23 protein-coding genes and 1 pseudogene are annotated in these 22,990 nt (G+C 65.9%); 2 read left to right on the forward strand and 22 right to left on the reverse strand.

What is annotated here, in order from left to right; genetic code table 11:
• The first annotated feature begins 299 nt into the window (after positions 1 to 299).
• On the forward strand, positions 300 to 1,184 hold the full coding sequence (gene mftM / locus ACTIMF_RS16990; RefSeq protein WP_442351464.1) for a mycofactocin oligosaccharide methyltransferase MftM: 885 nt from the start codon (positions 300 to 302) through the stop codon (positions 1,182 to 1,184).
• A gap of 40 nt (positions 1,185 to 1,224) precedes the next feature.
• On the opposite strand, the gene ACTIMF_RS16995 is transcribed toward mftM, so the two are convergent.
• The 7 genes from ACTIMF_RS16995 to murA all read right to left on the reverse strand — a co-directional run bounded on the left by ACTIMF_RS16995 (position 1,225) and on the right by murA (position 9,770).
• Positions 1,225 to 1,920 (reverse strand): MadR family response regulator transcription factor, encoded by a 696-nt coding sequence (locus ACTIMF_RS16995; RefSeq protein WP_442351465.1) that lies wholly within the window; start codon positions 1,918 to 1,920, stop codon positions 1,225 to 1,227.
• Positions 1,917 to 3,260: a MadS family sensor histidine kinase gene (locus ACTIMF_RS17000; protein WP_442351466.1), complete on the reverse strand. Its 1,344-nt coding sequence runs from the start codon at positions 3,258 to 3,260 to the stop codon at positions 1,917 to 1,919. The genes ACTIMF_RS16995 and ACTIMF_RS17000 overlap by 4 nt, the downstream gene beginning before the upstream one ends.
• Before the next feature lie 2 nt (positions 3,261 to 3,262).
• Positions 3,263 to 4,441 (reverse strand): iron-containing alcohol dehydrogenase, encoded by a 1,179-nt coding sequence (locus ACTIMF_RS17005; RefSeq protein ID WP_442351486.1) that lies wholly within the window; start codon positions 4,439 to 4,441, stop codon positions 3,263 to 3,265.
• A gap of 43 nt (positions 4,442 to 4,484) precedes the next feature.
• Positions 4,485 to 6,026 carry a MadC family VWA domain-containing protein gene (gene madC, locus ACTIMF_RS17010; protein ID WP_442351467.1) on the reverse strand — a complete coding sequence of 514 codons (1,542 nt, stop codon included), beginning with the start codon at positions 6,024 to 6,026 and terminating at the stop codon, positions 4,485 to 4,487.
• A 6-nt stretch (positions 6,027 to 6,032) separates the two neighbouring features.
• The gene (locus ACTIMF_RS17015) at positions 6,033 to 7,016 is read right to left on the reverse strand and encodes a MadB family AAA-type ATPase (protein ID WP_442351468.1); all 984 of its coding nucleotides are present in this window, start codon (positions 7,014 to 7,016) and stop codon (positions 6,033 to 6,035) included.
• Positions 7,017 to 7,095: 79 nt separating this feature from the next.
• Positions 7,096 to 8,367 (reverse strand): NDMA-dependent methanol dehydrogenase, encoded by a 1,272-nt coding sequence (gene mdo, locus ACTIMF_RS17020; RefSeq protein ID WP_442351469.1) that lies wholly within the window; start codon positions 8,365 to 8,367, stop codon positions 7,096 to 7,098.
• Between the two features lie 146 nt (positions 8,368 to 8,513).
• Positions 8,514 to 9,770 (reverse strand): UDP-N-acetylglucosamine 1-carboxyvinyltransferase, encoded by a 1,257-nt coding sequence (murA, locus tag ACTIMF_RS17025; protein WP_442351470.1) that lies wholly within the window; start codon positions 9,768 to 9,770, stop codon positions 8,514 to 8,516.
• A 52-nt stretch (positions 9,771 to 9,822) separates the two neighbouring features.
• On the opposite strand from murA, the gene ACTIMF_RS17030 reads away from it, so the two are divergent.
• On the forward strand, positions 9,823 to 10,413 hold the full coding sequence (locus tag ACTIMF_RS17030) for a cob(I)yrinic acid a,c-diamide adenosyltransferase (RefSeq protein WP_442351471.1): 591 nt from the start codon (positions 9,823 to 9,825) through the stop codon (positions 10,411 to 10,413).
• A gap of 11 nt (positions 10,414 to 10,424) precedes the next feature.
• On the opposite strand, the gene ACTIMF_RS17035 is transcribed toward ACTIMF_RS17030, so the two are convergent.
• The 15 genes and pseudogenes from ACTIMF_RS17035 to ACTIMF_RS17105 all read right to left on the reverse strand — a co-directional run.
• Positions 10,425 to 10,871 (reverse strand): DUF2550 domain-containing protein, encoded by a 447-nt coding sequence (locus ACTIMF_RS17035; protein ID WP_442351472.1) that lies wholly within the window; start codon positions 10,869 to 10,871, stop codon positions 10,425 to 10,427.
• A 102-nt stretch (positions 10,872 to 10,973) separates the two neighbouring features.
• Complete coding sequence (locus tag ACTIMF_RS17040; RefSeq protein WP_442351473.1) at positions 10,974 to 11,351, reverse strand: F0F1 ATP synthase subunit epsilon; 378 nt, start codon at positions 11,349 to 11,351, stop codon at positions 10,974 to 10,976.
• A 9-nt stretch (positions 11,352 to 11,360) separates the two neighbouring features.
• Positions 11,361 to 12,809, reverse strand: a complete 1,449-nt coding sequence (gene atpD, locus ACTIMF_RS17045; RefSeq protein WP_442351474.1) for a F0F1 ATP synthase subunit beta — start codon at positions 12,807 to 12,809, stop codon at positions 11,361 to 11,363.
• A 35-nt stretch (positions 12,810 to 12,844) separates the two neighbouring features.
• Entirely contained in the window at positions 12,845 to 13,801 is a 957-nt protein-coding gene (locus ACTIMF_RS17050) for a F0F1 ATP synthase subunit gamma (RefSeq protein ID WP_442351475.1), read from the reverse strand.
• A 2-nt stretch (positions 13,802 to 13,803) separates the two neighbouring features.
• Positions 13,804 to 15,438 carry a F0F1 ATP synthase subunit alpha gene (atpA, locus tag ACTIMF_RS17055; protein ID WP_442351476.1) on the reverse strand — a complete coding sequence of 545 codons (1,635 nt, stop codon included), beginning with the start codon at positions 15,436 to 15,438 and terminating at the stop codon, positions 13,804 to 13,806.
• A 55-nt stretch (positions 15,439 to 15,493) separates the two neighbouring features.
• Positions 15,494 to 16,315 carry a F0F1 ATP synthase subunit delta gene (locus ACTIMF_RS17060; protein ID WP_442351477.1) on the reverse strand — a complete coding sequence of 274 codons (822 nt, stop codon included), beginning with the start codon at positions 16,313 to 16,315 and terminating at the stop codon, positions 15,494 to 15,496.
• Between the two features lie 101 nt (positions 16,316 to 16,416).
• Positions 16,417 to 16,983: a F0F1 ATP synthase subunit B gene (locus ACTIMF_RS17065; protein WP_442351478.1), complete on the reverse strand. Its 567-nt coding sequence runs from the start codon at positions 16,981 to 16,983 to the stop codon at positions 16,417 to 16,419.
• Between the two features lie 16 nt (positions 16,984 to 16,999).
• On the reverse strand, positions 17,000 to 17,245 hold the full coding sequence (locus ACTIMF_RS17070) for an ATP synthase F0 subunit C (RefSeq protein ID WP_442351479.1): 246 nt from the start codon (positions 17,243 to 17,245) through the stop codon (positions 17,000 to 17,002).
• Positions 17,246 to 17,360: 115 nt separating this feature from the next.
• Positions 17,361 to 18,101, reverse strand: coding sequence for a F0F1 ATP synthase subunit A (gene atpB, locus ACTIMF_RS17075; RefSeq protein WP_442351480.1), 741 nt, complete (start codon positions 18,099 to 18,101; stop codon positions 17,361 to 17,363).
• Between the two features lie 298 nt (positions 18,102 to 18,399).
• Positions 18,400 to 18,876, reverse strand: a complete 477-nt coding sequence (locus ACTIMF_RS17080) for a hypothetical protein (protein WP_442351481.1) — start codon at positions 18,874 to 18,876, stop codon at positions 18,400 to 18,402.
• 60 nt (positions 18,877 to 18,936) lie between these two features.
• The gene (locus ACTIMF_RS17085; RefSeq protein ID WP_442351482.1) at positions 18,937 to 20,097 is read right to left on the reverse strand and encodes an MraY family glycosyltransferase; all 1,161 of its coding nucleotides are present in this window, start codon (positions 20,095 to 20,097) and stop codon (positions 18,937 to 18,939) included.
• Positions 20,094 to 21,317, reverse strand: a complete 1,224-nt coding sequence (glyA, locus tag ACTIMF_RS17090; RefSeq protein ID WP_442351483.1) for a serine hydroxymethyltransferase — start codon at positions 21,315 to 21,317, stop codon at positions 20,094 to 20,096. The genes ACTIMF_RS17085 and glyA overlap by 4 nt, the downstream gene beginning before the upstream one ends.
• Positions 21,314 to 21,973: an L-threonylcarbamoyladenylate synthase gene (locus ACTIMF_RS17095; protein WP_442351484.1), complete on the reverse strand. Its 660-nt coding sequence runs from the start codon at positions 21,971 to 21,973 to the stop codon at positions 21,314 to 21,316. The genes glyA and ACTIMF_RS17095 overlap by 4 nt, the downstream gene beginning before the upstream one ends.
• The gene (gene prmC / locus ACTIMF_RS17100; RefSeq protein WP_442351485.1) at positions 21,970 to 22,851 is read right to left on the reverse strand and encodes a peptide chain release factor N(5)-glutamine methyltransferase; all 882 of its coding nucleotides are present in this window, start codon (positions 22,849 to 22,851) and stop codon (positions 21,970 to 21,972) included. Before prmC ends, ACTIMF_RS17095 begins: the two co-directional genes overlap by 4 nt.
• A pseudogene (locus ACTIMF_RS17105) lies at positions 22,848 to 22,990 on the reverse strand (peptide chain release factor 1); the annotation flags it as partial. The gene prmC and the pseudogene ACTIMF_RS17105, both read right to left, overlap by 4 nt.

Genomic DNA, 22,990 nt, shown 5'->3' on the forward strand with positions numbered 1-22,990 from the left:
CACACCCGAACCCCGTCACCGGAGAACAAACACGGACTTTGCCGAAGCGGCTTCCCACTGTACTCGACCTGGCCGCAATTTCATAATCGCGAACTTGGGAGTCTGTGAGGTCGTCGCGGCACTGCCGCTCTGACTCGATTCAACGTACGCACTTCTGCGCGGAAGTGCAAATCTGCACGTCACTGTCGGTTCTGCACCTTGAGGCCGGCAAGCGCTCCGCTCTTCACCTGGCCGAACGGACAGGAGGTCGGACCGATCGGTCAGTTACGAAGGCGCCGGCAGACTCGTACGGTCGATGCATGACCGCCACCGTCGAGGCTCGAGACACCGTCCAGGTCGCTGCCGGCCTCACGCCCGCGGTGCGACGCCGAATCGAGGTCGTGGCCAGCCGAGCGCTGGCGGTCGGAGCGATTCCCGTCGGCTTCACTCAGTGCGGCGAGCTCGCATGGCGGCGCTCCCATGACGACTGCATCGTTCTCGCTCATCCCTTCACCGTGGACTCGATCAGCGACAGCACAGCGGTGTCGGCACTGACGACCCTGGTGCACGCCGGTGTCATCTCCGGCCAGGACGAGTTCGAGACGGCAATGGTCGGCCTCGTCGCGACGAGCTGCGCTCAGGAGGCGGACGCCTGGGCTGCGTTCTACGCCAATTCCGTCGAGGATCTACGCGCGGGCCACGCCGACTTCGCCCCGGTGCATCAGCGAGCTCTCGCCCTCATCACCGGCGATAGCGTTTTGGAGGTCGGCTGCTGCTTCGGCCTGCTCGCCGTGCAGTGCGCGCAGAGCGGACTCGAGGTTCAGGCGTGCGACATCTGTTCGGGCGCTCTCGACCTCCTCGACCGCGCGTGCCCCGGTCTCGGCATCAGAGTGCGGACCGTGCTCGGCGATGCCCGCGCACTCCCGGTTCCCGATGGTTCGGTCGACACGGTAACCCTCATCCATCTGATCGAGCACCTGTGTACCGCCGATGTTGACGTCGCAGTCGGCGAGGCATTGCGCGTGGCACGAAAGCGAGTGGTGATCGCGGTGCCATTCGAGGAGCACCCGTCGGCGCACTTCGGCCATCTGCAGAGACTGTCCGAGGACGATCTGCTTCGGTGGGCGTCGCCGTGGGTCCGCTCCGGGTTCCGTGCGACCGTGTTCACCGATCACGGCGGCTGGCTGGTGCTCGACAGGGCTTGACTCGACAGGGCTTGAGGGTCACGTCCCGCGATCACACTCTTCAGATCAGTCCCCGCTTGCTCGCGACGTACACGGCGTCGGTCCGCTTGCTCACGCCGAGTTTCCTGATCAGGTTCCGGATGTGGAACTTGACGGTCGATTCCGAGATGTAGAGAACCCCGCCGATCTCACCGTTCGACTTGCCTTCGGCCAGCAGACGCAGCACCTCTCGTTCGCGATCGGTGAGTTCGGCGGCCACGTCCCGACCCCCCGACACGGTCCGCAGAACGATCGTCGCGCTTCGGGGGTCGAAGGCACTTCCGCCGGTCGCGACGGCGCGAACCGCTCGGACGAGTTCAGTCGTGTCGACGTCCTTGACGACGTAGCCGCGTGATCCCGCTCGAACAGCCCGGATGACGAGGTCGTCGTCCAGAAAGGTGGTCAGCACGAGTGAGGCCACCTCCGGGTAGCTCTTGGTGACCTCCTCGATCAAGCGGAGGCCTTCGTAGTCCGCGCCGGCCGTCAGTTTGAGGTCGACCACCACGACGTCGGGGCGACTGTGCTCGATCTCGGCCAACGCACTGTCGAAGGAGTTCGCCTCGCCGACCACCTCCACCGCGGTATCGCGATCAAGGAGCGAGCGGAGTCCCTCGCGCAGCAATGCGTGGTCGTCGACGAGCACTGTCCGGACAGCGCGATCACGTCGCGCCCCGCCATCGCTGGCCCCAGCGCCCTCCGGTCCTCCGTTTCTGGTCATGCCGACTCCTCGTCCGGGCACGGCACGTCGGCCGCGATTCGAATACCACCGAGTCGGGATCGCCGGATGGCGAAGCCGCCACCCCGTTCAGCGGCGCGGGAGGCCATGTTGACCAGTCCCCGGCTGCGTCCGGACGTGATGTCGCCGCGCTCGGCCGCCGCTAACGCCGATCGCAGCTCGGTCGGGTCGCCGATGCCGTCGTCGTCGACGACGAGCCGCACGCCCCGGCTGTCGTACTCCAGAGCCACCGTCACCCGACTTGCCTGCGCGTGCAGCGCGGCGTTGAACAGGGATTCACCAGCGATACGCAGCACCGCGTGCTGTACGTCGCCAGTCAGTTCGCGTGGTCGACCGCGAGCAGTGACCGTCACGTCGACGTCGGGCGGCATGTGAAGCGAGCACAGTTCGCGGAGAGTGTCGACGACACCGGTCGACGGCCCGCCCGACTTCGCGAGCGCATAGATCGCGCCGCGCAACTGTTCCATAGCGTCGCGGCTGAGTTTCACGGCTTTGTCGATACGCTCGGCCGCAGCGCCGCCGACGTCGTCGCGGCACAGCTCGATCTGCAGTCCGGCCGATAGAACGGACTGGCCGACGGAGTCGTGCAACTCCCTGGCGATCCGTGCACGTTCGGTGCCGAGCAACGCGGTCCGCTGGGCGGCCCACAGTTCGCGCTGGGTCCGGACGAGCTCATCGTTGCGATCGGCCAGTTCGTCGGCACGACGCTGGACCTGCAGGAACAACGACGAGTTCACCAACGCAACCGTGGCCTGACTCGCGAGGATCCGCAGCACAGTCAGATCGGCGGCATCGACCTGGTGATCGTCGGTAGTCCACGCAGACAGGCCGCCGACCACGTCGCCGTCGAGTTCCACCGGCACGTGGACATGATGATCGTCGGCGATCGGAGCGTGCAGCACCGTCACTTCGCCGCGCAGCACATCGTTGAGTCGGTTCAGCACGACGTCCGGCAGCTCCGTCGGCGGCTCGGCGCCCCGGACTCCCTCGAACGCGAGGATCTGTCCGCCCGGACCTGCGATCAGATGGCGCGGTCCGGTGCCCAGGAGGTGGCCGTCCGCGAGCGCGAACAGCACCCACTCGGCGCCCAGGTGGTCCCGGACCGTCTCGACGACGGCGACGACCAGTGCCTCGGGGCCTGCAGCAGTCTGTACCAGTGCCTTGGAAATGCCCTCCAGCGCGAGCATCACGCGGCCCAACCGCGCTTCCGAACCGCGGTACTGAGCGTAGTGGCCGGCTTTGACGGTGCGGAGCCCGACGAGCGAGGCCAGGTCGGGGTCTGATTCCGCGGCTATCCCGATCTCACGACTGCTCCGGTCCACCACTACAGGGCCTGCCGGTACAGATCGACTATTCCGGATTCCTCCGGACGCCGCGGATTCGTGATCATGCAGGAGTCGGCCAGCGCGTGGGAAGTCAACAGATCGAGGTCGTCGCGACGCACACCGAGCGGCGAGAGCGTGTCCGGCATCCCGACCCGTGCCGCGAGACTCGCGACGGCGTCCGCCAGTCGGTCGGCGACGGCCCTCGGATCGCCCGAAGTCGATAGGCCAACGGCGTCCGCGAGCCGGACGAAGTCATCGGCACACACCAGCGCGTTGTAGCGGATCACGTGCGGCAGAAGAACCGAATTGATCGTGCCGTGCGGCGCATCGCAGTGCCCGCCGACCGGATGACTCATCGCGTGCGTCGCACCCAGAATCGCGTTGGTGAACGCCATCCCCGCGCGCAGCGACGCGAGCGCCATCTCCTCGCCTGCGACGGCGTCGGCCGGGTCGCCGACGAGACGTTCGAGGTTGGCCCAGACTCCAGTGAGCGATTCGATCGCGAGCGAATCGGTCAGGCGTCCGTGGGCGAGCGACACGTACGCCTCGATGCAGTGAGTGAGGGTATCCATGCCCGTCTGCGCGGTGACCATCGACGAGACGGTGGTGAGCAGCGTCGGATCGATGATGGTCACATTCGGGACCAATGTCCGGCCGATGATCGTCACCTTGGTGCGCCGGTCGGGGTCGTTGACGATGCAGAACTGGGAGACGTCTGCTCCGCTGCCCGCCGTCGTCGGGACCGCGACGAGGGGCGGCAACGGTCGCTGCACGCGATCGATCCCCTCGTACTCGAGAATGACACCGCCGTTCGACGCGAGCACGGCGACGCCTTTCGCGGCGTCGATTACCGAGCCGCCGCCGAGTGCGACCAGCCCGTCCGCCGAATGCGCCTGATACGCCGCGAATCCGTCGGCCACCTCATGCGACCGCGGGTTCGGCGATACGTCGAGGTACGACGCCGGCTGCATTCCCCGCCGCTGCAGGTCCGCGAACAATCGTCCGTACCACGGCGTCTGTTCGATGGTGCGATCGGAGACGATGAGCGGCCGACGCACACCGAGTCCCGCCACGGTGATCGCCGCCTCCGGAAACGATCCGCGGCCGAGCACGATCTCGGGAGTATGGAACTTCGCGACGCTGGTCGCCGCCCGCACACGGTCTGTGCCCCGATCGATCACGGGCCCTCCACTTCCTCGCTCTGCGAGAGACGGTACCGGCTCATCGCAGTGCCGAACCGAGTTCGTCGCACTTGTCCATCAATTCGGCGGCATCGCGCGCGCTCACCACCCCGGAGCAGTGCTCGCCGTAGTCGGCGAGCGAACATCCCGTCTGTGTCCAGTACCGGGACGGTTCCGGCGTCAGCCACGCAACTCGATGAGCCCGTCGCGCCACCGTCTCGAATAGGTCAATGCGTGGATCGAACGCATTGCTGCGGGCGTCGCCGACGACGAGAACGCTGGTCCGCCGCGTGATGAGGTCGCCGTAGTCGTCGAGCGTCGTCTGCCATACCCGCCCGTAGTCACTGGTCGCGGACAGATCCAGGCCGTCGGCGGCGAGAACCTCTGCCAATGCGGTGTCGGGTTCGGATACCCGCAACTCAGGCGTGACGCGGACCGCGCGGTCGACGAACGCAATCACCTCGCACCGGCTTCCTTGTCGGTGCAGGGTCTGCGCGAGGCGGAGTATGAACCCGGCAACCGGACGCACCGACAGCGAGACGTCGACGAGGACGAGTAGGCGCACCGGCCCCGGAACCCGCACCCTCTTCCACAGTTCTACCAGGACCCCGTCGGTGTGGGCCGCCGCGCGCATGGTGGAACGCACGTCGAGCCGAGAGCCGTCCGTCAAGCGGGACACCGCCCGGGGCGCACCCCGCATCCTCTGCACCAATCGGTGACACGCACGATCGATGTCGGCTTGATCGCGGTGGACGTGCGACGGTCCGGTCACCTCACCGTCGGCGAGCGACTTGTCGGCCTGAGCGTTATCGGCCAGGCGTTCGGTCAACGCCTCCAGGAACTCTTCGAGGGCCCGCTGAACTTGCTGACGCCGTGCCTCGTCGTGGTCCTCCATGCCGTCGGCGCCGTAGGCGCTCCGCCCGTCTGTCGAGTCGAGTAGGGCCAAGAGAGACGCCGCGTCGTTCAGGCTCAGCGCGGAGCCCTCCACCCGCGCTGACGTCCCCGTCAACTCGCCTACCTGCGCTGCGTCCGCGTGGTCGACCTCGATCGTGTAGGTGACACCACCGGACACACTCGACGACTCGGTGTCGACCTCGAGTTCCTCCGCACCGGACGAGACCGAGAAGTCGTTCTCCTCACGATGAGCGCTCTCGCCGTTCCGCTCGCGGGCGTCGGGGTCGTCCGCCATGAGGTCGCCGATCTCAACAGTGTGCTCGTCTGCGCCGATCATCCGAGCCGCACCAGCGAACTGGTCGTCCCAGTCGAGTTCGTCCGGAAGCTCCCCAGCCAGCCCGCGAACGCGCGGCAAGTCGTCGGACGCGTCGTCCGCGTCGTGGTCACCGATGAAGAAAACGTCGAAGACGCTCTCGAAGCCGGCCCGCTCGTACTCGTATTTGACGCTGACGCTCCGTATCGCGGTCCGCAGCAGGGCGAGATCGCCCCCTCCGATCAGAGCGAGCACACGCCTGATTTCGATCACTTCGGCAGGCGAGCACCCCACCCCGATCGTGCGCAGTGCCCTACCGAAGTGCACGGCCACGGTGTCGATGAGTCGGGCGCCCACGTCGTTCTCACTGAGCACGACCGCTCAACTCCGTGCGACGGCGCTGTGTGCGCGCCCCGCACCGAACGCCCGCCCGGTGGTCGACCCGCGCAGGGCCTCCGGCTCGGACGCCGCCGAGGGCGCGGTGAACGCCCGCCGCACGTGGTCGAGATCGGTCCCGAACTTCACTAGGAGCGACATCAGCGCCGGATCGGTCGGCGACAGAAGCGAGGCAGCCCGTGAGGCGTCGATGACCTCGGCGATCGACGGGCTCTTGCGCAACGGCAGTTCACGCAGTCTGCGCGCCAGCTCGACGACGTCGCCGATCACCGACTCCTCCACGTCCGGGGCGCGCACCGCGACGATCCGACATTCGCGGTCGGCGGAGGGGTACTCGACCTGGAAGTGCAGGCAGCGCCGTTTCAACGCGGGCGACAGTTCTCGCGTGTCGTTGGACGTCAGAATCACCCACGGTGACGAGCGCGCCGCGAACGTGCCCAGTTCGGGCACGGTCACCTGCCGTTCGGCGAGCACCTCGAGCATCACCGCTTCCATCGCCTCGTCGGTCCGATCGATCTCGTCCACCAGCAGCACTGTCGGCTCTGGTGAGACGATCGCGGCCAGCAGCGGACGCGGAACGAGGAAGCCCTCTGTGTAGACACCGACATCGGTCTCGGTGAGCGCAGCAGAGGCCGCCGCGAGCGTGTCGTATTCGGCGAGCTCGGTTCCGATCCGGTCGCGGAGCATCTGGACGTGCAAGAGTTGTCGGGCGTAGTCCCACTCGTACAGCGCGCGGGAGTCGTCGAGGCCTTCGTAACACTGCAGTCGGATCAACTCCCGCCCCGATGCGGCGGCCAATGCCTTCGCCAACTCGGTCTTCCCGACGCCTGCCGGCCCTTCGAGCAGCAGTGGTCGGTCCAGGACGGTCGCCAGGTGAACGACGACGGCTAGGTCGTCATCGATCAGGTAGCCCTCTGACTCGAGGGCTCTCGCCAGGTCGGCGGAAGTGTCGAAAGTCGGTTCGCTCATGAGTGCCTCGCTCGGGTCCGAAAGAAGGTAAGCGGCCGGATGCTGCCGATCGCCGGATCCGGCGATCGGCAGCCGGCGGTCAGTACGAGCCGGTGAAGGCGTGGCGGACCATCGGGATCAACGACTCGACAGTCGACTCACGCGGGTTGGCCGGGGTGCACCAGTCGTCCATCATGTGCTCGGCGATCGCACGGACCTGTGCGTCGGAGGTGTCGACTCCGTCGCCGCGACCCTCGTACTTCCCGGTGTTCATCCGGTTCTTCTCGTATGTCGACGTCGTCAGCTGACCGAAGTTCTCCGGGATCCCGAGATCCTTGGACAGGCGGATGGCCTCCTCGACCGCGGCGTCGGCGGCCTGCACCGTCGTCATGTTCCGAGTGTCGACGCCGAGCAGCGAGGCGATCTCGGCGTACCGCTCGTAGCGAGCAGGCAGGTTGTACTCCCACACACGCGGCAGTGCGATGGCGTTGTTGAGGCCGTGGTGGCTGTCGTAGAACGCGCTGAACGCATGTGACAGAGAGTGGATCATGCCGAGGCCACCCGAGTTGAACGCCTGCGCGGCGATGTACTGCGCGTGCATCATGCCCGCCCGTGCCGCGAGGTTCTTGGGATCGTAGACGGCGGTCCGCAGGTGGTCACGAATCAACTCGATCGAGTACTTCGCGTTGCCGAGGGACGGCTCGAAGTCCAGCCGTGAGACGAACGGTTCGCTGGCGTGGGCGAGGACGTCGAAGCCGCAGAACGCGGTGAAATGCTCGGGGCACGAGTAGTAGAGCAGCGGATCGTCCATCGCGAGGTCGACGAGGCAGGAGTCGTCGAACGCCACCCACTTGTGCGGGTTCTCCATGTCGGACGTGTCGGTGATGACATACGCCCACGACGTCTCCGAACCCGTGCCCGCGGTGGTCGACACCGCGATGTGCTTCGGGTTCTCCTTGTTGGTGGCCTTGGAGAAGCCTTCGAACTCGTTGATGTTACGTCCGTCGTGCGCGATCACCATGCGAGCGCCCTTGGCCGCGTCGTGGCTCGAACCACCACCGACCGAGATGATGCCGTCGCACTTCTCGGACTGGTATCGCGCCGCGGCGTCCATCGAGTTGAAGTCCTTGGGATTGGACTGGACGTCGTCGAACAGGACGACGTCCACACCCTGGTACTCGATCTTGCCGGTGAGCTCTTCGATGATGCCTGACCCGCGAAGTCCGGTCGTCATCAGAAGGACGCGGGTCATGCCGAGTTCCTTCGCTTCGACGCCGAGCATGTCGTGCGCGCCGACGCCCAGTTTCGCCTTCGGGAAGGGGTGGAACTCCTTGATCGGGAAGTCCCAGATCTGATTCAGCTCGATGGCCATGAGGATGACTCCTGTGAGGTTGCCGTGTTGGTCCCTCACAGCGTGTGCTCTGCGTCACCTGCCCGACAAGGCCTCCTGACCTGCAGCGCATCGAGTCGACCCTGGCGAGCAGGATCGCACCTGTCCGACCGGATAGGTAGCGTCGATCAGTCGCGAACGCGCGCGATGACGCCGCCGAGACTGCGGAGCTGATTCTCGAAGTCCGGGTACCCGCGGTCGATGTGCTCGATGTCGTGGACCTCGGTATCACCGTCGGCGACGAGCCCGGCGAGTACCAGACCGACGCCCGCCCTGATGTCCGACGACCACACCGGAGCACTCGACAGCCTCTCGACGCCGCGGATCACCGCATGGTGACCGTCGGTTCGCGCGTCGGCGCCGAGTCGGACCAGTTCTTCGACGAATCGGAATCGCGCCTCGAACACGTTCTCGGTGACCATCGACAGTCCGTCACACACGGTGGCCAGGCCGATCGCCATCGGCTGCAGGTCGGTCGGATATCCCGGGAACGGAAGGGTCGCTGTGTTGACTGCGACGGGCCGAGCCTCTTGGACGACACGGAATCCGTCGTCGAAGCGGTCGATCTGTGCGCCTGCGCCCTCGAGCTTCTTGAGGACCAGGCGCAGGTGCTCGGGGTCGATCCCGCGCACCGTGATGTCGCCACGCGTCATCACGGCGGCCACGGCCCACGTCCCCGCGACGATGCGGTCGCCGACCACATGGTGTGTCGTCGGGGCCAGCGAGTCGACGCCGACGACCGTGAGAATCGGGGTGCCCGCGCCGTCGATGCGCGCCCCCATCTCACACAGCATCACGCAGAGATCGACGATCTCCGGCTCGCGGGCCGCGTTCTCAATCGTGGTGACGCCCTCAGCGAGGACTGCCGCCATCAGGATGTTCTCCGTCGCGCCTACAGACGGGAAGTCGAGCACCACCTCGGCCCCGCGTAGGACGTCCGCCTCGGCGACGACGCATCCGTGCTCGATGGTGCTCTTCGCACCGAGAGAACGAAGGCCTGCCTGATGCATGTCGAGAGGACGCGAACCGATCGCGTCGCCGCCCGGCAACGCGACCACCGCTCGATGCCGACGAGCCATCAGCGGACCGAGCACGCACACCGATGCTCGAAACTGCTTCACCGCGTCGAAGTCGGCGTGGAAGTCGGGCTGGGCAGGCGAATCGATGGTCACCGTGTCGCCCGAGATGTCGACGGCGGCGCCCAGACCGCGGAGCACGTCCGCCATCAACGGGACGTCAGCGATCTCCGGTGCGTTCGTCAGCACTGTGCGCCCCTCGGCGAGCAATGACGCGGCCATCAACTTGAGAACGCTGTTCTTTGCTCCGCCGACGAACACTTCGCCGACCAGACGTGCCCCACCGGACACCACGTAACGATCACTCACCGGCACAGTGTATCGGCCTGACGGTAGGTTTCCCTGACGTAGGTTACTGAGTATGGCTGTACACCTCACACGCATCTACACACGGACCGGCGATGACGGCAGCACCGGACTCTCCGACTTCTCACGCGTCGCCAAGAACGACCTGCGGGTCGTCGCATACGCCGACTGCGACGAGGCCAATACGATCGTTGGCCTGGCCCTCACCGTCGCCGGCGACGTCCCAGACGATATCGCTACGGTCCTGACCACCGTGCAGAACGATCTGTTCGACGCTGGAGCCGACCTGTCGACCCCGGTCGTCGCCGAACCCGCTTATCCGCCGCTGCGCATCGAAGCCGCCTACATCGACGCGCTCGAAGACTGGTGCGACCAATTCGGCGAGGAACTTCAACCACTCGACTCGTTCATTCTCCCGGGCGGCACTCCCCTCTCGGCCTACCTCCATCAGGCTCGGGTGGTGGTGCGCCGAGCCGAACGAGCCGCCTGGGCGGCAATCGACGCGCATCCGGACGACACGAGCGTCCTCCCGGCGAAATATCTCAACCGGCTATCGGATCTGCTCTTCATCCTCGGCCGCGTCGCGAACGTGCGTGCAGGCATCTCCGACGTGAAGTGGGTTCCCGGCGGGGATCGCCGTCGCTGAGTAGCAGTCCCCTACGCCGCGGGCCTACGTCGCGCGCGGCGCGGGGCGCGGGCCTCGAGCCACGATTGAAAGGCGGTCATCGCCGCTGGTGCGATCGCAAGCTCGTACGCCGGCTCCTGACCTCGTCGTCCTACCGTGATCTCGGCGACCACCATATCGGCATCCATGATCTCCGACTCGGTGCCGACCGGGCCTCGTCGTCCGGACACTTCGATACGCCGACGAGACAGACTCACCGACGGCCCCAGCCTGAACGATGACAACCGGAAGTACAGGATCGCGTCATCGGTGTAGTGGATCGCCCCGTGGCGCCACCCCTCGTCCGCATCCGCGGGCAGCGGGCGCAACAGCACCGGGGTCCCGGCCAGACGCACAAGACGCAGGCGGTAGACCAGCAATCCGGCAGCGATCAACCCGATAAGTACCACAGCACTCAGACACCACGCCCAAATCGGCATCAGGTCGACCTCCTCACCGTCGCTCTCGAAACTACGCGAACAGCCGTCCTGCAGTGCAGGACGGCTGTTCGCTCGTTCACATGTTTACTTCTAACGTCCGCGTCAGCTCACAGCTTCGACGGCGCGCACCCGCGACTTCGCGCGGAGGAACTCTTCGCTGCCTTCGTCGGCCGATTCGAGAACGGCTTGTTCGGCGGCTACGTCGATGTCCTCGGAGAACTGCGCGGCCTCCGCGAGGACGGTCACCGTGTCTGCCGTGACCGACAGGAAACCGCCTTGTACGGCCATCGCCTTGCGCGTGCCGTCCGCGTCGGTCAGGACCACGCAGCCGCCCGGTGCCAGTTCGCCGAGCATCGGCTCGTGGGTGGCCATGATGCCGATCTGACCGACCGTGGTCTGAGCCACCATGAGCGTCACGTCTCCGGAGTAGAGCGCGGCGTCGGGTGCCACCACATCGAGTCGGAAAGTCTTGTCAGCCATGTGCGCGGACTACTTTCCGGCGATCTTCTTGGCAGCGGCCTCGACGTCGTCGAGTCCACCGCAGCTGTTGAACGCCTGCTCCGGCAGGTGATCGAACTCGCCCTTGCACACGCGGTCGAAGGCCTCGATGGTGTCCTTGAGGGACACGACCGAACCGACCTGGTTGGTGAACTTCTCGGCGACGAGGAAGTTCTGGCCGAGGAACTTCTGCAGGCGACGTGCACGTTGCACGGTGACCTTGTCCTCCTCGGAGAGCTCGTCCATACCGAGGATCGCGATGATGTCCTGCAGTTCCTTGTACTTCTGCAGGATCTGCTTGACCTCGTTGGCGACACGGAAGTGCTCGTCGCCGACGATCGACGCCTCGAGGATGCGGGAGGTCGAGGTCAGCGGATCCACGGCCGGGTAGATGCCCAGCTGAGAGATCGGGCGCGAAAGCTCTGTGGTCGCGTCCAAGTGAGCGAACGTCGTTGCGGGCGCGGGGTCGGTGTAGTCGTCAGCGGGGACGTAGATCGCCTGCAGCGAGGTGATCGAGCGGCCCTTGGTCGACGTGATGCGCTCCTGGAGCTCACCCATCTCGTCCGCGAGGGTCGGCTGGTAGCCGACGGCCGACGGCATACGACCGAGGAGGGTGGAGACCTCCGAGCCCGCCTGCGTGAAACGGAAGATGTTGTCGATGAAGAGCAGCACGTCCTGGTGCTGCACGTCGCGGAAGTACTCGGCCATGGTGAGGGCCGAGAGGGCGACGCGCATACGCGTCCCGGGCGGCTCGTCCATCTGACCGAACACCAACGCGGTGTCCTGCAGAACGCCCATCTCCTCCATCTCGAGGTGGAGGTCGGTGCCCTCACGAGTACGCTCGCCGACGCCTGCGAACACCGAGGTGCCGGAGAACTCGCGAGCGATACGGGTGATCATCTCCTGGATCAGGACGGTCTTGCCGACACCGGCACCACCGAACAGACCGATCTTTCCGCCCTTGACGTACGGGGTCAGAAGGTCGATGACCTTGATACCGGTCTCGAGGATCTCCGTCTTGCCCTCGAGCTGGTCGAACGCCGGCGGCTTGCGGTGGATGCCCCACTGCTCGCCGTCACGGCCGGTGCCCGGCGCGTCCAGGCAGTCGCCCAGCGCGTTGAAGACGTGCCCCTTGACGACGTCGCCGACGGGGACCGAGATGGGGCTACCGGTGTCGACGACTGCCGCACCGCGGACCAGGCCGTCGGTCGGCTGCATCGAGACGGTGCGCACCACGTTGTCGCCGAGGTGCTGTGCGACCTCGAGCGTCAGCGTCTTGGCCACCGCCGCCAAGGTGATCTCCGCGTGCAGGGCGTTGTACAGGTTGGGGATTGCGCCACGGGGGAACTCAACGTCGACGACGGGGCCGATCACCCGGGCGACACGACCGGCGGTCGCCGAAGCGGCGCCCGCGGACGAGTCGGTGACTGCTGCAGTCATTGGTTACTTCACTTTCCTCGGTTGTCTTGTCGCGATCAGTTCGCCAGCGCCTCGACGCCGCCGACGATTTCGCTGATTTCCTGGGTGATCTGAGCCTGGCGCGCCGCGTTCGCCTGCCGCGAAAGCGTCCTCTCGAGCTCGTTCGCATTGTCGGTGGCCGCCTTCATCGCGGTGCGACGTGCCGCGCTCTCCGACGCTGCCGAGTCGAGCAGTGCAGCGAAGATGCGAGACGCAACGTATTTGGGAAGCAGTGCGTCGAGCAGTTCGTCGGCTTCCGGCTCGAATTCGACCTCGGCGCTGATCTTGTCGGCACCGTCGGTCAGGAAGTCCTCGCCGATCTCGAGGTGCTCCATCTCGAACTCGATATCGATCGGCGCCATGCGACGGACGACCGGCTTCTGCGTGAGCATCGAAACGAAACGGGTGTACACGATGTGCAACTCGTCGAAGCCCTCGACCTGGCCGGAGCCTTCGCCTGGCAACGGGCACTGCTCACCCGAGCCGGCGAGAAACGCCTCGACCAGATGGCGGACGGCCTCGGAGCTGTCGGCGAACGCAGGCTGCTGAGAGAAACCCGACCAGCTCGCGACGATCGGACGCTCACGGAAGGTGTAGTACCCGATGCCCTTGCGACCCATCACGTACACCACCGGCTCCTTGCCCTCGCTGCGAAGCAGCGACAGGAGCTCTTCGGTCTCTTTGAGGACGTTCGAGTTGTAGCCGCCACACTGTCCGCTGTCACTGGTGACAACCAGGACAGCCGCACGCTTGGGCTCGTCGCGAGCCGTGAGTAACGGACTGTCGAGCGTCGAGCTCGCGCTCGCCAGGGTGGTGACGACCCGCGTGATCTCCTCGGAGTAGGGGCGAGCGGCTGCCACTCGCGCCTGCGCCTTGGTGATACGCGATGTTGCGATCAACTCCTGCGCCTTGGTGATCTTCTTGGTCGACTGAATCGACCTGATCCGCGAGCGCAGCTCCCGAATGGTGGCCATGGTTACTTCGTCTTCTTCGTAACTCGGATCGTCTCGGACTCGACGTCTTCGGCGGCAAGCGGGTCTGCGTCGACCTCGACTACTCGCGATCCGTCGGCCGCGATGAAGCCTGCCTTGAAGTTGTCCGTCGCCGTCGCGAGTGCGGCCTTGTCGTCGGCCGTCAGCTTCTTACCGCCCGCGATGTTGCTGTACACGCCCGACGCCGTGTGGTGCAGGTCGCCGAGCAGCTCTGACTCGAAGCGGCGGATGTCCGCGACCGGAACCGAGTCCATGTAGCCCTCACCGCAGAGATAGAGCGAGACGATCTGGTCCTCGACGGCCACCGGGCTGTACTGGTCCTGCTTGAGAAGCTCGACCCAGCGGGCTCCACGCTCGAGCTGTGCCTTCGACGCGGCGTCCAGGTCGGAGGCGAACGCCGAGAATGCCTCGAGCTCGCGGAACTGTGCGAGTTCCAGACGCAGCGAACCGGAGACATCCTTCAGACCCTTGGTCTGGGCGGCGCCACCGACACGAGAGACGGAGATACCGACGTTGATCGCAGGGCGAACACCCTTGTTGAACAGGTCCGACTCGAGGAAGACCTGGCCGTCGGTGATCGAGATGACGTTGGTCGGGATGAACGCCGACACGTCGTTGGCCTTGGTCTCGATGATCGGCAGGCCGGTCATCGAGCCGGCGCCGAGCTCGTCGGAGAGCTTGGCGCAGCGCTCCAGGAGACGCGAGTGCAGGTAGAAGACGTCACCCGGGTAGGCCTCGCGGCCCGGCGGGCGACGCAGCAGCAGCGAGATAGCGCGGTAGGCCTCAGCCTGCTTCGACAGGTCGTCGAACACGATGAGGACGTGCTTGCCCTGATACATCCAGTGCTGGCCGAGGGCCGAGCCGGTGTACGGAGCGAGCCACTTGAAGCCGGCCGAGTCGGACGCGGGGGCGGCGACGATGGTGGTGTACTCCATCGCGCCAGCCTCTTCGAGGGCGGTCTTAACGCCCGCGATGGTCGATCCCTTTTGGCCGACTGCGACGTAGATGCAGCGGACCTGCTTGTCCGGGTCGCCGGTCGCCCAGTTGTCCTTCTGGTTCAAGATCGCGTCGATGCAGACCGCGGTCTTGCCGGTCTTGCGGTCGCCGATGATCAGCTGACGCTGTCCGCGACCAATGGCGGTCATGGCGTCGACAGCCTTGATGCCAGTGGCGAGTGACTCCTCGACGGGCTGACGCTCGAGGACGCTGGCTGCCTGAAGTTCGAGAACGCGGTCGCTCTCGGACTCGATGGTGCCGAGGCCGTCGATCGGGGCGCCGAGCGGGTCGATGACGCGGCCGAGGAACTTGTCGCCGACCGGCACCGACAGCACGTTGCCGGTGCGCTTGACTTCCTGGCCCTCTTCGATGTGCTGCGCGTCACCGAGGATGACGGCGCCGACCTCGTCCAGGTCGAGGTTCAGTGCCACGCCGCGGATGCCGCCCTCGAACTCGAGGAGCTCGTTGGCCATCGCGCCGGGCAGACCGGTCACGTGGGCGATGCCGTCACCCGTGTCGGCGACAGTACCGACCTCTTCGCGGGTGGCCTTGCCGTCCACTTCCTGGGTGTAACTTGCGATCGCGCTCCGAATTTCATCGGAGGAGATGGTCAACTCCGCCATGTTCCTGCTCTTCCTGGCTATCTAAAAGTGGTCTGTGGGAATCGGTGTTACTTGGTCACCGCAAGCCGCGTCGCAGCGTTGCGATCTTGCCGGACAGGCTTCCGTCGATACGCTCGTCGCCCACACGGACGACGACGCCTCCGAGGAGTGCCGGATCGATGTTGACGTGCAGGGTGACTGGCGCGGCGTACACGGTGGCCAGCTTCGCGGCCAGCGCAGTGCGCTGGTCCGCGGAGAGTTCACCGGCGCTGGTCACGTATGCGACCTTACGTCCGTTACTCGCCGCGGCGAGCTGCGAGAGCTCGTCGATCGAGTCTCCGGGGGCCTCGTCAGTACGGCTGACCGCGAACTCGGCGAGCTTGCTCGTGACGTCGGTGACCTTGCCGTCGATCAGCTTGCGCAGCAGGCCGAAGCGATCGGCGGCGCTGCGGGTGCGGTCGGAGAGCGCTTGTTCGAGCGCTCCGTCTCCCTTGACGACGCGGGAGAGTCGGAACAACTCCTCCTCCACCGTGTCGATACGGTCGGATTCCTTTGCCGCGAACAGCAGTGCCTCGCACCCGAGGGACTGCAGACCGTTCACGAGGTCGGCCTCGTTCGACCAGTCGCGGGCGGCCGCCGAGGCGACCACACGACGAGTGGTGTCCGAAACCTTGCCGGACAGGACAGTGTCGGAGACTTTGGCACGCGAGTCCGCTGAGGTCGCCGTGTCGGCAAGCGCGATGCGCAGCGGGCGGTTGTCATTCACGGTGGCTGCCACCGAGAGCAGTTCATCGCCGACAGTCACCGCATCGGTGCTCGGCGCGGACGAACCGCGCAGGGCGGTCTCCAGCTCAATGCGAGCCCCCTCGAGGGCTTCACGGCTAGACGCTGCGTACATCTTTGTGCATTCCTTCTTCCGGCGGAGTCGTCAGGCAGTGGGCGCGAGGGGCAGTTCCTGCCCGCTCGCCGTCCCACACCATCGGTTCCTGCTGCCCTGGATTACTTGGCGGTCTCGGCGTCGAGCTCGGCGAGGAACCGGTCGACGGTTCCGGCCTGCTTAGCCTCGTCCGACAGTGAGGTACCGACCAGCTTCTCGGCCAGGTCGACGGACATCTTGCCGAGGTCGCCGCGCAGCTCGGAGACGACCTGCTGACGTTGAGCGTCGAGCTGGGTGTTTCCGTTGGCGATGATCCGGTCGCTCTCGGTGGTTGCCTGGGCCTTCATGTCCGCGATGATCTGAGTGCCCTGCGTGCGAGCCTCTTCACGGATACCGGCAGCCTCTTCGCGAGCACCTGCGAGCTGCTCACGGTAGGCCTTCAGCGACTCAGCGGCTTCGGCTTGCGCAGCCTCTGCCCGCTCGATGCCGCCCTCGATGGTCTCGCGACGCTCTTCGAGGACCTGCTTGTACTTCGGAATCACGAACTTCCAGAAGACGAACAGAACGACGGCGAAGGCGACCAGCGACCACGTGATGTCGTACCACTGCGGGAGCAGCGGATTCGGCGGCTGGTGATCGCCGCCCTCTTCTGGCGTTGCTTCCGCCAGAATCATCAGTTCGTTGATCATGTGGTGTCGTCCTAGATCAGAGGATGAAGCCGGCGACGATACCGATCAGCGCCAGTGCCTCGGAGAGTGCGATACCCAGGAACATGGTGGTGCGGATCTGACCGGACATCTCAGGCTGGCGGGCCATACCCTCGATAGCCTTGCCGGCCACGATGCCGACACCGATACCGGGGCCGATGGCTGCGAGACCGTAGCCGATCGCGCCGAAGCCCTTACCGGTGATCTCCGAGTCTGCCGCGAGAGTCTGGGCGAGGATGCTCATCTTGCGATTCCCTTTCGTGGTGGCTCCCCGCCCGGTCGGGCGAGTGAGTCAGTTTGTGTCGGTCCGGTCATGTCTCCGAACCGATATCGTATTCAGTCAGTTCAGTAGGGTCAGATCAATGCGCGTCGGCGTGGTACGCCTGCTCGATGTAAACGGCGGTGAGTAGGGCGAAGACGTATGCCTGCAGGGCGATCACCAGGAGCTCGAACAACGTGAACCCGACTCCGGCGATGATGCCGCCGAGCCCGGCGATGACCCAGATGCCACTCTTGGTGATGAAGAAGAACTGCGTCGCCGAGAAGAACAGCACGAGCATGATGTGTCCGGACAGCATGTTCGCCAGAAGACGGACGGTCAGCGTGAACGGGCGCAGCAGGAACGTCGAGATGAACTCGATCGGGACCAGCAGGAAGTGGATCGGCAGCGGCACGCCCGGCAGCACGATCGACGACTTGATGAATCCGAAGAAGCCGAACCGCGAGATGCCGACCCAGCAATAGCTGATGTAGGCGACGGCGGCCATCACGAGCGGCATACCGATGCGCGCGTTGGTGGAGATGTTCAAGAACGGCACGATCGACGTCAGGTTGAGGAAGATCGTGGCGAAGAAGATCGCAGCGATGATCGGGAGGAACTTGCGTCCGAGATTCTTGCCGAGGATCTCCTCGGCGATCTGCACGCGGACGAAGTCGAGCATGCTCTCGGCTACGTTCTGCGCGCCGGTCGGAACCAGTTTCGGGCTGCGCAGCGCGAAGAAGAAGCCAACGGCAACCAGCACCGACACGGCCACGCGAATGACCATGAGGCGGTCCATGCCCCACCACTCCGGGTTGGGCTGCTCACCACCGAACAGCATTACGGGATAGAAATCCCACAATGACGGCGCGTGAAACTCTTCTCCAGCAGCGAGGATGGCGCTCAGCGTTCTCTCCCGTTCATGGGCCCACCGATCTCGCGATCTGCGGGGGTCCTACTGTCATTGGACTGTGGGTGACATCAACCATCGGCGCACGTCACGTGATTCAGCCTGCAGCCAGCACAGTAGCAAGTTGATGGCGGTGCCTGCGAATCCGGGTTAGGGCCGACTCGCCGCGCCCAGACCTACTATCGGCTGTAGTAGCTGGTCAGAACACTTCGAGTGAGCATGCTCACATTTACTGTCCGGTTGTCTCGTCGGGATCCACGTATGTCGTGCGGGTACTCATCACACCCCACAACTCACCGCCGAGCACTAGGACGATCGCGCCTATCAGTACGGACACGAGAGCGGGCTTGTTGTAGAAGTCCATGTTCTTGATGGTCGCCGTCACCCCGATGACGATGACGACCTTCACGAGGTACGAACCCATCAGCGCCGCCATCACCGCGCTCGGCGATGCCTTGGACGTCAACAGAATGGCTATGACGGTGATCAAGATGAAGCTGCCGCCGATCGCCGCGCCGATCAGGGCACCCCACAGCCCCGGCATCCCCTTGAACGGCCACCAGACGAGCAGACCCACGACGATGAGGATTCCCAGGCCGCACGTGCCGTACTTCAGTCCGTTGATCAACGGCGCCGACGGGCTCTCCTCCCATTGGGGCTTGCGCTGGGGGGCATCGGCGGCCTGGCTCTCATCGTTCGTAGACACGCGATAAGGCTAGCGTCCCCACCGCGTACTGGGCGAAACGTCCGTTGGGACGTCGGCCATCTACCGCGAGACGAACCGGCGTCGAAGACGCGGCGCGAACGTTGCGATGAGGGCGAGGACGACGCCTGCGCAGAAGATCGGCATCACGACGGCAGGTGACACCAACGTCGACGACGCGACAGCGAAGGCAAGGAGTCCGACCCAGAGGTAGATGACCATCGCGACGCGGCGCTGCGTGTGGCCGATCTCCAGGAGCCGGTGGTGCAGATGCATCTTGTCGGGTGTGTAGAAGCCGACTCCCGCACGGGTCCGTCGGATCACCGCCATGACCATGTCGAGCATCGGGATGAACATCACGGCGGCCACCAGGATCAGCGGCGAGAGCAGCGTAAACATGTCTGCCGGTCCATAGGCGCTCCGAGCGACACGACCCGAGGCACTCGTCGACGCGGCCGCGAGCATCAGGCCGATGAGCATGGCGCCCGAGTCGCCCATGAAGATGCGGGCGGGCGAGAAGTTGTGGGGCAGGAAACCCAGGCAGGCTCCGGCGAGGGCTGCCGTGATCAACGCGGGCGGGTAGTAGCTGACGTCACCGCCCTGATCGACGAGCAGACCGAGCGAGAACAGGCAGATGGCCGCGGCCGCGATCAGACCCAGGCCCGCGGCGAGGCCATCGAGACCGTCGACGAAGTTCATCGCATTGATCGTGGTCACCGTGATCGCGACGGTCAGCAGACCGGCCTGCAGTGGGTCGAGTACAACGGTCCCGATGTCGCCGAACGGTACGTACAGCAGGTACCAGGACACGCCCATGATCACCAGAACGCCTGCTGCGGTCAGCTGTCCGACGAATTTGGTGAGGGCGTCGAGTCCCCACCGGTCGTCAATGATGCCGACGAGGACGATGACAAGTCCGGCAGTCAACACGGCGAGCATGTCGTTGGTGTACGCGAAGCCCCGGTTCAGCGCGGGAAGCTGAGCGGCGAGGCCGATCGCGCACACGACGCCGATGAACATGCCGACACCGCCCAGCCGGGGCGTCGGGATCACGTGGACGTCGCGCTCGCGCGGAATCGCGACGGCGCCGGACTTCACGGCGAACACCCGCACGAGCGAGGTGATGAGATAGGTGACACCGGCTGCGGTCAAGCCGACGAGTGCCAACTCGCGGAGGGGCACACCCGCTCCCCCATCTCCGACGTCGAGGGCGAGTGAGATCACTCGGCTCCTCCCAGTCGCGCGACGGACTCGGCGATCCCGAAATGGCGTCGCCCGTCCGTGGTCGACATCGCCTGAATCATGAGATCGACGATGTGCGGCGCCTCTGCAGGCAGGACACCGCCCGCGGTCGCGGCCGCCGTGCCGAACCGGATCGCGGAGCCTTCGGACACCGGTGCCGGATCGAACGGGGTGATCGCCTTGTCGACGACGATCCCCGAAGCGGCCAACCGGCGGGCAGCTTCGCGACCGGTCACGCCGAGCGGGCTGACATCGACGATCCCGATGTGGGTGTCGGTGCCGCCGCCCACCACGTGTAACCCCGCCTCGGCGAAGCCTGACGCCATCGCGGTCGCGGTGTCGGCGACGTTCCGCGTGTATCGGCGGTACCTCTCGGTGTCCGACTCGGCGAATGCCACGGCTTTGGCAGCGATCGAATGCATGGCGGGCGCCCCCTGAAGGAACGGGTACACGGCCCTGGCGAGCGATTCAGCGTGCTCGGCGCGCGCCAACAGGAGTCCGCCGCGAGGGCCACGCATCACCTTGTTCGTCGCGACCGACACGACATCGGCGTATGGGACCGGCGACTCGAGAACGCCGCCGGCCGCCAGGCCGATCAGATGGGCGCCGTCCACCCACAGAACGCAGCCGGCCTCGTCGGCGATCGTCCGCATCGCCGCGAAGTCCCAGCTTCGCGCGTATGCAGTGCCGCCTGCGACGAGGATTCTCGGACGATGGACCAATGCCAGATCACGCACCCGGTCGTAGTCGATCTGTTCGGTGTCGCGTCGTACCTCGTAGTTGACGACGCTGAACCACCGACCAGACCAGTTGGCACGTGATCCGTGGGACTGGTGTCCACCGTGGCGCAGGCTCAACGACAGCACTTGATCGCCCGGCTGGGCGAACGCCGCATACACAGCGAAGTTGGCGAGCGCCCACGACAGCGGTTGCACGTTCACATAGTCCGCGCCGAACAGCGTGTGCGCCCGCTTCACGGCCAGCCGCTCCACCTCGTCGACCACTTCGGAACCGCCGTGGTACCGGTGTCCCGGATAGCCTTCGGCGTACTTGTCGGCCAACGGCGAGCCGACGGCCGCCCGTACGGCAGGCGAGGCCATCGTCTCCGCCGCCAGCAGCTGCAGAGTCTGCTCACGGCGTCGTGACTCCCGCCCGATCAGGGCGCTGATCTGCGGGTCGACCGCGTCGAGCGGCCCCGTCACTGCTGCGCCACCAGGTCCGTGGGGTCCATGTCGAGGACGTCACCGATCTCGGCAGCAGTGATCGCACCTTCACGCAGGATGCGCGGTACGTCGCCCGACAGGTCGACGATCGTCGACGGAACGGCTTTCGCTGCGGGGCCGCCATCGAGGTATACCGACACGCGGTCGCCCAATTGCTCCTGGGCCTGAGCGGCGGTGGTCGCGGGCGGACGACCGGACACGTTGGCACTCGACAACGCCATCGGTCCCACCTCGCGCAAGACCTCGATGGCAACCGGGTGCAGCGGCATGCGAAGCATCACAGTGCCCGCTGCATCGCCGAGGTCCCACGCCAACGACGGGGCCTGCTCGACGACGATGCTCAGACCACCCGGCCAGAAGGCCTGAGTCAACTCACGTGCCTCGACCGAGACCGACCGGACGAGACCGTCGATCGTGTGCCACGAACCGACGACGACGGGCACCGGCATGTCGCGGCCACGACCTTTGGCTTCGAGCAATGACGCGACGGCTTCGCTGTCGAACGCGTCGCAGCCGATGCCGTACACGGTGTCGGTCGGGAGCACGACGAGACGTCCGCCACGGGCCGCGCCGATGGCGGCGTTGCGGCCTGCGGAACGGGCGGCGGGATCACTGCAATCGAAGACGACGCTCACTGTTCCATCCTTGCACGGTCGGGGTCGGCGGCGGCTCCGACGTCGCCGCCGGATCGGACAGCCGTCACGAATCGGGGACGGTCGGCGAGATCGGTGTGCGCGACGACAGTATGGAACCGTCCGTCTGCGGTCAGTGCGTCGACCACCGCGGCCGCGGTCTCGTCATCGTGCTCCACCGCGAAACGTCCGCCGGGCGCCAGTACGTCGGCGACGATCGGAATCATCGCCTCGATCACATCCATGCCTGTGTCGCCGGAGAACACGGCTTCGGCGGGGTCCTGGCGCACTTCGGCGGACACCTCCGACCCAGCCGGCACATACGGCGGGTTCGCGACGATCACATCGCATGTGCCCAGGGCCTGCACCATTGACGCCGGGTCGGTGACGTCGCCCGGCACCACGCGAACACCACGGTGAAGCGCGTTGCGACGCAAATAGGTCAGCGCGGCCTCCGACTTCTCCACGGCCGTCACCTCGGCGGCTGGCAGGCGACGCGCGATCGCGACCGCGAGAGCCCCGCTCCCCGAGCACAGGTCGGCGACGCGAACGGCGCCGCAGGCGGTCGCCGAGACCCATTCCGCGATCAGCTCGGTCTCCGGACGCGGCACGAACACGCCGGGCCCGACCGCGAACTCGTGTCCGTCAAACCATGCGCGACCGGTGATGTGCTGCAACGGTTCCCGAGCCTCGCGGCGTCTCAGCACGGCGTAAAAGCGCGCGGTGTCGATGTCGCTGACGTCGTCGACGAGAAGGAGCCGCCCGCGTTCGACGTCGAGCACATGCGCGAGGAGTTCTGCCGCATCATGATCAGCCGAGTCGACTCCGGCCTCTCCAAGAATCCGGGCGCCCTCGCGCCGCAACGTGTCGGCGGTCCTCACTGCTGTAGGCGTGCCTGCTTGTCGGCGTCGACGAGAGCGCCGATCAGAGCCTCCATCTCACCGTTCAACACGGCGTCGAGGTTGTTGGCCTTGTAACCGATGCGGTGGTCGGCGATCCGGTTCTCCGGCCAGTTGTACG

It is taken from the genome of Gordonia sp. (in: high G+C Gram-positive bacteria) (assembly GCF_052106715.1).
GTDB lineage: Bacteria > Actinomycetota > Actinomycetes > Mycobacteriales > Mycobacteriaceae > Gordonia.